Source organism: Myroides sp. C4067, from assembly GCF_038039665.1.
GTDB classification, from domain to species: Bacteria; Bacteroidota; Bacteroidia; order Flavobacteriales; family Flavobacteriaceae; genus Flavobacterium; species Flavobacterium odoratimimum.
The window spans coordinates 223,223-236,055 of the sequence record NZ_JBBPHJ010000005.1; the positions used below are offsets into that span (position 1 = coordinate 223,223).

Genomic DNA, 12,833 nt, shown 5'->3' on the forward strand with positions numbered 1-12,833 from the left:
AATGAAAACGTATTTAACTTTATTATTTAGTGTTTTTGGAATAGTATCAGTAGTGGCTCAAGGTGGTAGCGCTCGTGTAGCCTATATCGATATGGAGTATATCTTAAGTCAGACACCTGAGTACCTACAGGCTACTACCCAATTAGATGAGAGAGCGAATACGTGGAAAGGAGATGTTGATAAAAAAAAGGCTGAAATCAAAAAGCTAAAAGATAATTTAGCTGCTGAACGAATTCTTTTAACTAGAGATTTGATAGAAGAGAAAGAAGAAGAGATATCAATATTAGAGGAAGAGCTTTTTCAATATCAACAAAAAAGATTTGGAACGTCAGGTGATCTGATTACACAAAAGATCATGTTGGCCAAACCAATACAAGATCAAGTTTTTGCTGTAGTGGAAGATATTGCTGAAGCTCGTAAATTTGATTACGTTTTAGATAAAAATTCTGAAGCTACTATGGTGATTGCTACAAAAAAACACGATATTAGCGACTTAGTTTTACGTAGACTAGCTACTGCCCGTAGAAAGCAAGGTATGACTAAATCAGAAGCACAAGCTGTCGAAGAAGAAGAACAGAAAGAGGATGCAATGTCTCTAAGGCAGAGTAGACGTGAAGAGCAACAGAGACGTAAAGAAGAAGCTGAACGTATCATGCGAATTGAAGAGAAGAAGAGAAAAGAAGAGCTAGCAAACGATGTTAACTATCAGAAAGAGCAAGAACTTAAGAGAAGAAAAGAGGAACAAATCAAACAGCAGATAGAGAAGCAAGAGAAGCTGAAACAAGAAAAAGCGGATAAGATCGAAGCTCAGAAGAAGTTGATTCAAGAGCGTCAACAGCAAGCAGAGGATAAACGTCTTCAAAATGAGAAGAACAGAGAGCAGGCAACTCAAGAGCGTCTAAAAATGATGGAGGAGCAACAAGCTGAGTCAGATAGACGTAAAGCAGAAAGAGATAGACTGATACAAGAGGAGTTAGAGAGAAGAAAACAACAAGCTTTAGATCAACAGTCGAAAAAATCTTCTGTGGATATAGAAAAATTACAAGAGGAACGCAGAATAGCTCAAGAAAAAAGAGAAGCAGAACAAAAGCGTAAGCAAGAAGAAGCGTTGAAAAGGCGACAAGAGTTGATAGATGAGTCTCTACGTAAGCAAGAAGAGCGAAGACAGCGTATTCTAAAGGAACAAGAGGAGCGAAAGCTATTAATCTTGCAAAAGCAAGAAGAGGCGAGAAAGAAAGCTGAAGAAGCTAATAAAAAGTAGAATAACAATAAAATATAAATCAAAAATCGAGAAAGATGAGAAAAATGAAATCTTTATTAATTGCAGCTACAATGTTTTTCGGAGTTAGTACTACAGCGGTAATGGCTCAATCTAAAGTAGCACATATCGACGTAAGAGCTTTAATGACAGAATTACCAGCGATGAAAAATGCTAATGCTGAATTAAAGAAAATAGGTGAAGGATACGAGAAAGAAATTTCTACAATGATGTCTACTTACCAAACTAAGATTCAACAATACCAAGCAGAAGCTGCTACTGCAGGAGATGCTAAAAATGAAGAAAGAGCTAAAGAAATCGATGAATTACAACAAAGAATTCAACAATTCCAAACAACAGCTCAACAAGATTACGGTAAGAAAGAGTTAGAGTTAACTCAACCTATCGTAGAAAAAGCTTTAGCAGCTATCCAGAAAGTAGGAAAATCTAAAGGGTTTGACTATGTATTAGATTCTTCTAATGGTTCTGGAGTTTTATTAGCAGGAGGTGCAGACCTTTTAGCTGATGTAAAAAAAGAATTAGGAGCTAATTAATTTTAGTTTAATTAGATAATCATAATCAAAACCGCTCTTGTTAAAGAGTGGTTTTTTTTATATTTGTATATGACTAAGAACAACCCTATAGGTTTATTTGACTCTGGAATAGGAGGAACAACTATCTGGCAAGAGATTAATCTCTTAATGCCAAACGAAGACACCATCTTTATAGGTGATCAGCTTTATGCTCCTTATGGAATCAAAACAAAACAAGAAATAATAGATTTATCTCTTAAAAATGTTGAGTATTTAGTCTCTCTTAATTGTAAGATTGTAGTAGTAGCATGTAATACGGCAACGACCAATGCAATAAGCGAGATGAGAGCTAGATGTCATATTCCTATTATAGGAATTGAGCCTGCTATAAAACCAGCTACTATCTTAACGAAGACTTCTAAAATAGGTATATTGGCTACTAAAGGAACAATTACAAGTGACTTCTTTACTTCTAAGGTTAAGATGTATCCTGATATAGAGATCATTGAGCAAATAGGTTATAATCTAGTTAATTTGATAGAAAATGGAGGAATTCATTCTCAAGAGATGAAGGATTTACTTCGTTCTTATTTAGAACCAATGGTAGAGAAAGGAATAGATACTCTAGTTTTAGGTTGTACACATTATCCTTATCTAATTCCTATTATAGAAACTATTATTCCTAAAGAAATAAAGATTATAGATTCTGGTAAAGCAGTTGCTAAACAAACGAAAAAAATACTTGAAGAATTAGACTTACTTACAACACGAGAAAGTAAAGGAACTAATTACTTTTTTAGTAATACAGATACCTCTATTCTTAAAACATTTGTTCCTAGTAATGGGATAGTGGAGTATAGAAGTTTTTAGTCTATGTAGATTAAGAAATATTGTAAAAAGAGATATACCGAGTGTATATCTCTTTTTTATTGACTGTTTTTGTTGTTAGATAATCAGTGGTTTAGTAAAAATGCAAGATGTTGTTGATTTTTAAATATATGTGCTGTTAATGTATACATGCATAATTCTTTTAATTTGTTAATTGTATTGTATTAAAATGAGTTTATTTGAGTTGCTTTTTAATAATAATTAAAAAGTAAAAATATGAATGTTAAAAATAGGCTTAAATATTTGTAAAACTAATAGAACTGTATATATTTGAAATAAACGAATTATAAATAACAGTTAATTATGATAAGAAAAATATTATCACTGTCTCTACTTACTTTGATATCGACTTCAGCCTTTGCTGGAGGATATAGAGTTGCAATGCAAGGAAATAAACAACTTGCAATGGGACATACGGGAGTAGCAGTCATAAGTAGTGGTGCGGAATCTTTATTCTTTAACCCTGCTGCATCTGTTTATTTGGAAGATAAGTTTAATTTTTCAGGAGGTGTTAGTGTTTTAGTCGCTGATACTAAATTTCAGAATAAAACTTATGGATGGGAGAATGAAACTCGTAATCCAGGAACACCATTCTATGCATATGGTACTTATAAGGCTACTGATTGGATGACAGTTGGTCTAGCTATCTATTCGCCATACGGTAGTAAAGTAGAATGGGATAAAGATTGGCAAGGTTCACACTTAGTTAATAATATTGATTTAAAAGCAATCTATTTTCAACCAACTGTAGCTATTAAAGTTAGTAAACACTTCAGTTTTGGAGGGGGACCTATTTTCGTAAATGGTGGAGTGACATTTAATAAAAACTTGTCTCGTAGCATGACTGATGAGCAAGGAAATAGAACGAATGTAACAGTAGAAGCTAAAAACGTTACTGCTTGGGGATGGACAGCTGGATATATGGTGAATGTAGATGATCATCTAAGATTAGGATTAAACTATCGTTCTAAAATTGTCATGGATGAAAAGAGCGGTAAGTCAAAATTCTATGATGTACCAGGATATGGTCAAGGATTGTTTAAAAACGGTAAAATTAAAGCAGAAATGCCTTTGCCAGCAGAATTGGCAGTAGGAGCGTCTTATACTTGGAATAAGTGGTTATTTGCTTTTGATTATAATAGAACATTCTGGAATGCATATAAAGCATTAGAGATTGAGTTCGTAGACAACCCTGCAATTGGAACATCTGTAAATCCTCGTAATTATAAAGATTCAAGTACATATCGTTTAGGATTACAGTATACAATGAATGATCAGTTAACACTTAGAGCTGGTTGGTATTATGACGAAAGTCCTGTACAAGAGGGATACTTTGCTCCAGAAACACCACGTAATGATTCTCGTGCATATACAGGAGGGTTTAGTTATAAATTCAAGAATGGTATAGCAATCGATATGTCATTGACTTATTTACACTTTAGTGATACAAATAGTTCTTATGATTATTTTATGGAAGATGGTCAGAATGTGTCTTTTGGAGGAACTTATAAGTCTTCTGTGATTAGTGGAGGCCTTGGTGTGAGCTATAGTTTTTAATTTAATTAAAAAGAAATCATGAAAAAAAGATATTTATTATTATTACCTGCCATTGCTTTATTAGCATCATGTGAGCCTTCTATCAAAGATGAAATAGATGGAGGAACATATTATGCAGGAGAAGCTGACTTTAGTTCGTATGTAGCTGTTGGAAACTCTCTTACTGCTGGATTTATGGACGGTACTGTTTTCAAATCAGGACAGAAGAACTCATTTCCAAATATATTAGCAACCCAATTTAAAATAGTTGGTGGTGGCGAGTTTACTCAACCATCATTTGAAGATGATATGAATGATGTCGGAGGTTTATTATTTGCAGGGCAAGCGAATCCGGGCTTTCCAACAAGAATGATTGTTAATATGATGCCTGGAGCAGATGGACAAGCTATAGGGCCTCAGAATATTGATAGAGCAGTAACTATAGAAGCAACTAAGCAACAGAAAAAAGCATATCACAATGCTGGTGTACCTGGTGCTAAGACTTTCCATTTAATAGCGCCTGGTTATGGTAATCCATCAGGGTTATTAACTACTCCTGCTACCGCTAACCCATACTTTGTACGTACGGCTACAGCTGATAATGCGACAGTATTAGGTGATGCGATGAGCCTAAAACCGACATTCTTTACGAACTGGATTGGAGCTAATGATGTATTAGCATATGCTACTTCAGGAGGAGAAGGTGTGGATCAAAATAAAGCAGGGGGAACTAATCCTGCTATGTATGGTTCAAATGATATTACTCATGCAGGAGTGTTTAAGCAAGTATACGAGCAAATTACAAATACACTAACTTCTGAAGGTGCAAAAGGTATAGTAGCTACTATTCCTGATGTGACCGCTATTCCATTTTTCACTACAGTACCTTATAATCCATTATCTCCTAAACTTATCGGTGAAGGGAATATAGATCAACTAAATAGTCTAATAGGATTATTAAAGCAAATTTTAGCAAAAGGAGGTCAAGGGGATAGACTTCAGTTGATATCTAAAACTTCAGCTAACCCACTTTTGATTCAAGATAAAACTTTGGCAGATATGTCTGCTTTATTAGAAGGAGGGTTAACACAAGTAGTAGGGGCAGGTTTGTTTCCTGTAAAATTAACACCTGAGCAAATCAAGTTTATCGCGATGTCTTATGGACAAGCTAGACATGCTACTGCAAAAGACTTAATGCTGTTAACAAGTAAGGCACAGATTGGAGCTTCATTACCTCAATCAACAGGAAATCCTACAATGGATGCTATGCTGAAAAAAGGAGTTAGTTTCCCTATCAGTGATTCTTTTGTACTTAACCCTACAGAACAAGCAAATATCAAAGAAGCTACAGTTCAATTTAATAGTATTATTAAAGCAACAGCTACTAGTAAAGGATTAGCTGTAGCTGATATGAATGATATCTTAAATAAAGCAGTTTCTGGACTTAGAGTAGAAGATGGTCAAATCTATACAGCTAATTATTTCCAAGGAATGGGGAATTTAAATACCGTTATGTTTTCATTAGATGGAGTACATTTAAATGGAAGAGGATATGCATTTATAGCTTCAGAGATTTTAAGATCTATTAATAAACATTATAAGGCTAGTATACCATTAGTTAATCCTGCTGTATACCCTGGGCCAACATTAATGGTTGGTAATAAGTAAAATTCTTTTTAATTTTAAACAAAAAATTAAATATGGGATTTATCATTAGATTATTAATTACTACTGGTTTAGTTGTTTTATTAGCAAATATTTTACCAGGAGTTTTTGTAGAGAGTTTTACTACTGGACTATGGGTGGCAGTAGCGCTAGGGATATTAAATATGTTTTTAAGACCTATTTTAGTGTTTATGACATTACCTGCGACTATTGTTACTATGGGATTGTTCTTACTTGTAATTAACGCAGTTATCATACAGTTAGCAGCCTATTTTGTCAATGGATTTACGGTAAGTGGATTTTGGACTGCATTACTATTTAGTGTTGTCTTGACATTTTGTCAATCTGTAGTAAATGGGTTTTTACAAAAAGATGAGCCTAGAAGAGGATAAAAAAATTAATAGTTGAAATACAATTACTTAAAAAGTTGTTTGGGTTGTAAAAATAATATATTTTTGCAACCCAATTTTATATGTAAATACATCAAAAATGAATATTACAAGAAATAATGTAGATGCTCTTAATGCAATCGTAACTATTGAGCTTGCAAAAGAAGATTACCAAGGTAATGTAGATAACGTTTTATCTAACTACAAAAAGAACGCAAACGTTCCTGGATTTAGAAAAGGTGCAGTTCCAATGAGTTTAATCGTAAAACAATATGGTAAAGCTGTATTGTTCGAAGAAGTAAACAAAATTTTGCAAGAAAAATTAAGTAACTATCTTGTAGAAGAAAAATTAGATATTTTAGGAAATCCATTACCAGTAGCTAATGATATTAACTGGGATGCAGATGTATTAAAATTTGATTTTGAATTAGGATTAGCTCCTGAGTTTTCTTTAGACTTAGAAGGTAAAAATAAAATCAAGAAGTTCAAAGTTGTAGCTGATGATGCTATGCTTGACGAGCAAGTTGAGTTTATTCAAAAACAATACGGAAAAATGATCTCTAAAGAGGTAGTAGAAGAAACATCAGAAATGGTAGGTACTTTCGCTAACGAAGAAGAGGGAATCAATAATGAAGTTAAAATCGCTGTAAGCGATATCAGAACTAAAACAAACCAAAAGAAATTTATTGGTAAAAAAGTAGGTGACCAAGTTACTGTAAGTACTAAAGGTTTATTCGAAGATGACCATAAATTAATGGAAGTTTTAGCTGTTGATCACGATAAAGTTCACGGATTAGAAATTGATGTAATATTTACTATCAACGAAATCAATGAAACAGAGAAAGCTGAATTAAACCAAGAGTTATTCGATAAATTGTTTGGAGAAGGAGTTGTTACTTCTGTTGAGCAATTAAAAGAAAAAATCAAAGAAGATGCTGAAAAGCAATTTGCTAGTCAAGCAGATCAAAAATTCTTAAACGATGTTTACGAACATTTATTAGAGAATACTTCATTTGAATTACCAGCTGCTTTCTTAACTAAATGGTTAATGGATGCAGGTGAGACTCCAATGACTGCTGAAGAAGCTGCTGCTGAGTACACAAAATCAGAAAAAGGTTTACGTTACCAATTAGTAGAAGGAAAAGTAATGTCTCAATATGACTTACAATTAAACTTCGAAGAAATTAAAGAATATACTACTAAGTTGATTAAAGATCAAATGGCTCAGTTTGGACAAATGGATCCTGAAGCTAAAGTAGTTGAAGATATTGTTGCTAGAGTAATGACTAACCAAGATGAAGTTAGACGTATTTCTGAGCAAGTAATGAATGAAAAAGTATTAGCTTTATTTAACGATAAAGTAAAAGCTGAAGTAAAAGAAGTATCTTACAAAGATTTCGTTAAGGAAATGTACGGAGAATAATATCCGGAAAAAAATAAGTATATTTGAGCGTCTTTCTGTTAAAGAGAGGCGCTTATTTTTTTATATAGTATTTAAAATAAATTGAAGAAGAATATGGATTTTGGTAAAGAGTTTCAAAAATTTGCTACAAAGCACCAAGGAATAAATAGTATGTATTACGATAAAATCGTTAGTAGTATGACTCCTTACATTATAGAAGAAAGACAGATGAACGTTGCTTCTATGGATGTGTTCTCACGTTTAATGATGGATAGAATCATCTTTATGGGAACAGCTATTGATGATTATGTAGCGAATATTATACAGGCGCAGTTATTATTCTTAGAAAGTGTAGATAACGAGAAAGACATTAGTATCTATGTGAACTCTCCTGGAGGAGGTGTTTATGCTGGATTAGGTATCTATGATACAATGCAGTTAATCAAACCTGATGTAGCAACGATTTGTACAGGTATGGCAGCATCAATGGGAGCTGTGTTATTATGTGCTGGAGCTGCAGGAAAACGTTCTGCATTACCACATTCACGAGTGATGATTCACCAACCATTAGGAGGAGCACAAGGACAAGCTTCTGATATCGAAATTACAGCTCGTGAGATATTAAAATTAAAAGATGAATTATACGAAATCATCTCTAAGCACTCTGGACAATCTATGGAGAAAGTACATCATGATAGTGATCGTGACTACTGGATGATTGCACAAGAGGCTAAAGAATATGGAATGATTGATGAGGTTTTAATTAGAAAATAATTTATGGCTAAAGAAGAAATGTCATGTTCATTCTGTGGGCGTGCTAAATCTGATACAAATATTCTAATTGCTGGTATAGATGCTCATATTTGTGACCGTTGTGTAGAGCAAGCTTATGGTATAGTATTAGAAGAACAACAGTCAAAACATTTAAGTGATTTGTCAAGTGATTTATTACTTAAGAAACCAATGGAAATAAGAGCGTTCTTAGATGAGTATGTCATAGGACAAGATCAAACTAAGAAAGTAATGTCTGTAGCTGTTTATAATCACTATAAACGTCTTCTACAAGAAATGAATGGCGATGATCAAGATATCGAAATCGAAAAGAGTAATATCTTGATGGTGGGACAGACAGGTACAGGTAAAACATTAGTAGCAAAAACAATTGCTAGAATGTTGAACGTACCATTAGCTATTGTAGATGCGACAGTATTAACAGAGGCTGGTTATGTAGGAGAAGACGTAGAAGGTATTCTTACTAAACTTTTACAAGCTGCAGATTACGATGTAGAAAAAGCAGAACGTGGTATCATCTTTATAGATGAGATAGATAAAATCGCGCGTAAGAGTGATAACCCATCTATAACACGTGATGTATCAGGAGAAGGAGTTCAGCAGGCTTTATTAAAGCTTCTAGAAGGAAGTATAGTAAATGTACCACCTAAAGGAGGAAGAAAGCATCCAGATCAGAAGTTTATTGAAGTAAACACAAAGAATATTCTTTTCGTAGCAGGAGGAGCTTTTGACGGAATTGAAAGACTTATTTCTAAACGATTAAATATGCAAGCTGTAGGATATAAGTCTACAGTAGAAGGAGATCAAGTAGATCGTACTAACCTAATGCAGTATATTATTCCAAAGGATATTAAGGACTATGGATTAATCCCTGAGATTATTGGAAGGCTACCTGTATTAACGCATATGGATCCATTAGATAAGACGACATTGCGTGCAATTCTTACGGAACCTAAAAATGCTCTAATAAAACAATATGAAAAGCTATTCGAAATGGATGGTATTAAGTTCTCTATTACTGATGAGGCATTAGATTATATTGTGGATAAAGCACTAGAGTATAAGTTAGGTGCTAGAGGATTGAGATCGTTATGTGAGGCTATTCTAACAGACGCTATGTACGAGTTACCTAGCCAAGATGGAGTAAAAGAGTTAAATGTAGATAAAGACTACACGGCTCAGGCATTAAATAAAAACTTATTGCAACGATTAGAAGTTGCATCATAATAAAAAAGCAGGAAAGACCTTCCTGCTTTTTTTTATTGAGTAAATTGTTTTCTCAATTTCATATATTTCTTAAGTTGGTTGGATGTTATTCTGTTCTGATTAATTAATAGATTTAATTTATTATCTAATACATTAATATCTAACATGAGATCAGAGTATCTTTTTAAGGCCTCTTTATTACCATATAACGCTTTTGGATATATTTCTGAGTAGATAGAAGCATGTTGACTGTAAATAGTCAGTATAGAGTCTATTTCTACTTGGTAAGCTTTATCTTCTTCTGTAGGCTCCATTACTGTATATCGCCCTTCATTACAACCAGAAAAAAGAAGAAAGAAAGAGATAACTAGTAGATAAACATATTTTTGCATAATACAGCATGATTTATGGAAGGTAAAAGTACTGGCTATAAATGACAGTGTTTTACGGAAAACCTCATTTAGTGAATATTTATGTCAAAAAGATAGATGAGTATTAGAGTTTACTGTAGTATTTGGCTAATGGAGGGGAATCTGGGTTTAAATGATTCCCATATCTTTTACAATACCAATAAGGTGTGTTGTGTTTTTAGCATTAAAAGAAACTCTTAAACGGCTTATTCTCTTTTCGATACTACTTGTACTTGCTATTGATAGGTTATCTTCTTTAAACTTATGACTCATTTCACTTTGAGAGTACCCTTCTGCTAGTAGACGGAGAATAGTTAAATCTTCCTCTTGAAGTACTAGTGTGACAGGATTATCTTTTACATCCTTGATATCTGGTGATAGATAAGGTTTTTCCTCTTGTTGGATATAGGTGATAGCCGCTAGTAGTTCTTTAATACTATTTCTCCCTTTGCTGATATAAGCATTGACTTTTAAATCATCTATTAATTCACTTACTTCTATAAATCTGTTTTCTATAGAATAGACAATGATTTTAAGATTGTCATCTTGTTCACGTATTAATTTGATTAAGTCTGCTCCTCCCTTTAGTTTAGTTTCTCTATAGTCTTCTTGAAAAGACAAGTCAGAGATAATTAAATCAAACGGTGAGTTATTGTTCTTAGCACCTTGAATTTTTAGCCAAGCATCGTCACAGTATTTAGTACTGTATACTTCGACCTGCGGAATGTTGTCACTTAGGGCTTGTACAATACCAATATTGATACTATCATAATCCTCGACAACTAATATCTTTTTAAACATAATTTTTTTTCGGTAATTGGATATTATACTTTACACCCAGTTTATTAGTTGAATCAAATATAAATGTTCCTCCAATATTAGTAATACGGTTTTCCACATTTGAAAGCCCATTTTTTGATTTAATATCCTCCTGTATGATTCCTACGCCGTTATCAGAATAGAATATTTTAAAGTATTTTTTATCTTCACTGAATTTGAACACTACTATAGTAGCCATACTATGTTTCCTCATATTGACTAATAATTCTTGTATTACTCGATAGATGGTTATCTTTTGATTCTTATCAAGTAGAGAAAAATCAAAGTTGTCAAGCCCTGAGATGATAATCTGGCAGTTAGCAGTAGTGTATTCATTGAATAAATTAGTCAAATGCGTAACAAAAGTTTCATCCGTTGCAATAGAGCTATGTTGCAGAGAAATATTTCTTGCTTTTTTATAGATAGACTCCAGATCAGATAGTAAATGATTCTTTGTTTCTGGAGTTTCAAGGTTAAAGTTCTGTGTATACGTTAATGCATTGAATACATCATTCGCTAATTCGTCGTGTATCTTTTTAGCAATTTTAGTTTCTGTTAAGTAAGACTGTTGAATTTTATCTATTCTATGACGATGTTTTATTCTTCTGTAAATAAAAGATGTAATCACTCCACCTGCCAATAAACAAAGAAGACTCACATAAAGAGCATTTTTACTTCTAGCAGATACTAGTTCACTGTGTTGTAAATCAAGTTTTAGCTTAATGTTCTCTTGTTCATGTTGTTCAAAGTCATAACGTATTTTAGCGAATTGATTCTTCGCTTGTTGAGTCTCCGTAGCGATTTCTTTAGAAAGGTCTATATAATCTGCATAATACTTAGAGGGACTGTCTGCACTAGACTTGATGAGGTATTCAAGAGCTTGTAGTTTGTCTTTTTTGTTTTTATAATTTACAGCAGTTTGATACGCTTTTAGCGCATAGTTTTGAGCTGTTTTCTTATGGCTGTTTAAAGTATAATATTCCGCTAGATTGATATAACTTCTAAAGAGATCCTCTTGATTGACATGATTAAGTCTTATACTTAAAGCCTCTTCAAGTTCTTTTAAACCTTGTGATTTATTCAGTAAGTAAAGGGCTTTACCTAGGTTATTAAGTACTCGTGCTTGCTCTAAGGGCATTTCTTTAAAGACATTAGAAGAAAGAATGCTTTGTAAAATATCAATTGCTTTAGTGTATTCATTTAAACTAATATAATTAGAAGCTATATTGTTGTTTATTATAGCTTTGGTTTCAATTGAGAGGTTTGGGAGTTTAAGAGAATTATAAGCATATTTATTGGAAAATTCATAGTCATTTAATTCTGAGTAACATACACCTAAGGCAGAGTATAAAAAAACAATAAAAGATTTATCTTTTTTATCAATTTGTATAATCTCTTTTGTTAAAATTTCTTGAGCAGTATTAGGATCACCAATAGTCAAGTATATTGTAGCAATTCTAAGATTATTGTAACTAATATAATCTGTATTATCAGTGTCTTTAAAGTAAAAATTAGCTTGTAAAAAAGAATTAAAAGCATCGTCTAATTGATTTAATAGATAAAGGCTATCAGCTTTTTGTTGATAGTTATAGGCAAGGTCTAGTTTTTTTAAATCGATTAATTTAGTATCATCATTATTAACACAAGAGTATACTAAAAAGGATAAAATAATTATCCATAAGAAATTCGAAGAATAAAAAGGGAGTAAGATTCTTTTCATTCTTCGAATTTAATACTTTTTATTTGTAAATTATTTCCCAGTAGGTCTTTTAATGGTAGTATTTCCATAATCGTGATCTACTTCTTGTTCCATATTTAAGTTATTTACTTTTGGAGGTTTAATAGGTGGATGTCCCCAATCATGATCTACCTCTTGTTCTATATTTAAGTTATTTACTTTTGGAGGTTTAATAGGTGGATGTCCCCAATCATGAT

Annotated in this window: 12 protein-coding genes and 1 pseudogene; 9 read left to right on the forward strand and 4 right to left on the reverse strand. The window is 32.8% G+C overall.

What is annotated here, in order from left to right; translation table 11 throughout:
* The first annotated feature begins 1 nt into the window (after position 1).
* The 9 genes from AABL87_RS05580 to clpX all read left to right on the forward strand — a co-directional run bounded on the left by AABL87_RS05580 (position 2) and on the right by clpX (position 9,690).
* A complete protein-coding gene (locus AABL87_RS05580; protein ID WP_341277062.1) occupies positions 2–1,261 on the forward strand; it encodes an OmpH family outer membrane protein in 1,260 nt (419 codons plus the stop codon).
* Positions 1,262–1,296: 35 nt separating this feature from the next.
* Positions 1,297–1,812, forward strand: coding sequence for an OmpH family outer membrane protein (locus AABL87_RS05585; protein WP_006257321.1), 516 nt, complete (start codon positions 1,297–1,299; stop codon positions 1,810–1,812).
* 69 nt (positions 1,813–1,881) lie between these two features.
* Positions 1,882–2,661 carry a glutamate racemase gene (gene murI / locus AABL87_RS05590; protein WP_006257320.1) on the forward strand — a complete coding sequence of 260 codons (780 nt, stop codon included), beginning with the start codon at positions 1,882–1,884 and terminating at the stop codon, positions 2,659–2,661.
* A 321-nt stretch (positions 2,662–2,982) separates the two neighbouring features.
* The gene (locus AABL87_RS05595; RefSeq protein ID WP_341277063.1) at positions 2,983–4,236 is read left to right on the forward strand and encodes an OmpP1/FadL family transporter; all 1,254 of its coding nucleotides are present in this window, start codon (positions 2,983–2,985) and stop codon (positions 4,234–4,236) included.
* Positions 4,237–4,254: 18 nt separating this feature from the next.
* A complete protein-coding gene (locus tag AABL87_RS05600; RefSeq protein WP_025125371.1) occupies positions 4,255–5,883 on the forward strand; it encodes a hypothetical protein in 1,629 nt (542 codons plus the stop codon).
* Positions 5,884–5,915: 32 nt separating this feature from the next.
* Complete coding sequence (locus AABL87_RS05605) at positions 5,916–6,272, forward strand: phage holin family protein (RefSeq protein WP_006257317.1); 357 nt, start codon at positions 5,916–5,918, stop codon at positions 6,270–6,272.
* 97 nt (positions 6,273–6,369) lie between these two features.
* Positions 6,370–7,692 carry a trigger factor gene (gene tig / locus AABL87_RS05610; RefSeq protein WP_006262824.1) on the forward strand — a complete coding sequence of 441 codons (1,323 nt, stop codon included), beginning with the start codon at positions 6,370–6,372 and terminating at the stop codon, positions 7,690–7,692.
* A gap of 93 nt (positions 7,693–7,785) precedes the next feature.
* On the forward strand, positions 7,786–8,445 hold the full coding sequence (gene clpP / locus AABL87_RS05615) for an ATP-dependent Clp endopeptidase proteolytic subunit ClpP (protein WP_006257315.1): 660 nt from the start codon (positions 7,786–7,788) through the stop codon (positions 8,443–8,445).
* Positions 8,446–8,448: 3 nt separating this feature from the next.
* A complete protein-coding gene (clpX, locus tag AABL87_RS05620; protein ID WP_006257314.1) occupies positions 8,449–9,690 on the forward strand; it encodes an ATP-dependent Clp protease ATP-binding subunit ClpX in 1,242 nt (413 codons plus the stop codon).
* A gap of 32 nt (positions 9,691–9,722) precedes the next feature.
* Here clpX and AABL87_RS05625 read toward each other — a convergent pair whose 3' ends face one another.
* The 4 genes and pseudogenes from AABL87_RS05625 to AABL87_RS05640 all read right to left on the reverse strand — a co-directional run.
* Entirely contained in the window at positions 9,723–10,061 is a 339-nt protein-coding gene (locus tag AABL87_RS05625) for a hypothetical protein (protein WP_006260559.1), read from the reverse strand.
* A gap of 147 nt (positions 10,062–10,208) precedes the next feature.
* A complete protein-coding gene (locus AABL87_RS05630; RefSeq protein WP_006257311.1) occupies positions 10,209–10,880 on the reverse strand; it encodes a response regulator in 672 nt (223 codons plus the stop codon).
* Positions 10,873–12,618: a tetratricopeptide repeat-containing sensor histidine kinase gene (locus AABL87_RS05635; RefSeq protein ID WP_341277064.1), complete on the reverse strand. Its 1,746-nt coding sequence runs from the start codon at positions 12,616–12,618 to the stop codon at positions 10,873–10,875. The genes AABL87_RS05630 and AABL87_RS05635 overlap by 8 nt, the downstream gene beginning before the upstream one ends.
* A gap of 30 nt (positions 12,619–12,648) precedes the next feature.
* A pseudogene (locus AABL87_RS05640) lies at positions 12,649–12,833 on the reverse strand (hypothetical protein); the annotation flags it as partial.

Bases quoted from the DNA above. Each gene is read 5' to 3' on its own strand.
- AABL87_RS05580 (WP_341277062.1), top strand. From the start codon at position 2: ATGAAAACGTATTTAACTTTATTATTTAGTGTTTTTGGAATAGTATCA.
- AABL87_RS05585 (WP_006257321.1), top strand. From the start codon at position 1,297: ATGAGAAAAATGAAATCTTTATTAATTGCAGCTACAATGTTTTTCGGA.
- murI (WP_006257320.1), top strand. From the start codon at position 1,882: ATGACTAAGAACAACCCTATAGGTTTATTTGACTCTGGAATAGGAGGA.
- AABL87_RS05595 (WP_341277063.1), top strand. From the start codon at position 2,983: ATGATAAGAAAAATATTATCACTGTCTCTACTTACTTTGATATCGACT.
- AABL87_RS05600 (WP_025125371.1), top strand. From the start codon at position 4,255: ATGAAAAAAAGATATTTATTATTATTACCTGCCATTGCTTTATTAGCA.
- AABL87_RS05605 (WP_006257317.1), top strand. From the start codon at position 5,916: ATGGGATTTATCATTAGATTATTAATTACTACTGGTTTAGTTGTTTTA.
- tig (WP_006262824.1), top strand. From the start codon at position 6,370: ATGAATATTACAAGAAATAATGTAGATGCTCTTAATGCAATCGTAACT.
- clpP (WP_006257315.1), top strand. From the start codon at position 7,786: ATGGATTTTGGTAAAGAGTTTCAAAAATTTGCTACAAAGCACCAAGGA.
- clpX (WP_006257314.1), top strand. From the start codon at position 8,449: ATGGCTAAAGAAGAAATGTCATGTTCATTCTGTGGGCGTGCTAAATCT.
- AABL87_RS05625 (WP_006260559.1), bottom strand. From the start codon at position 10,061: ATGCAAAAATATGTTTATCTACTAGTTATCTCTTTCTTTCTTCTTTTT.
- AABL87_RS05630 (WP_006257311.1), bottom strand. From the start codon at position 10,880: ATGTTTAAAAAGATATTAGTTGTCGAGGATTATGATAGTATCAATATT.
- AABL87_RS05635 (WP_341277064.1), bottom strand. From the start codon at position 12,618: ATGAAAAGAATCTTACTCCCTTTTTATTCTTCGAATTTCTTATGGATA.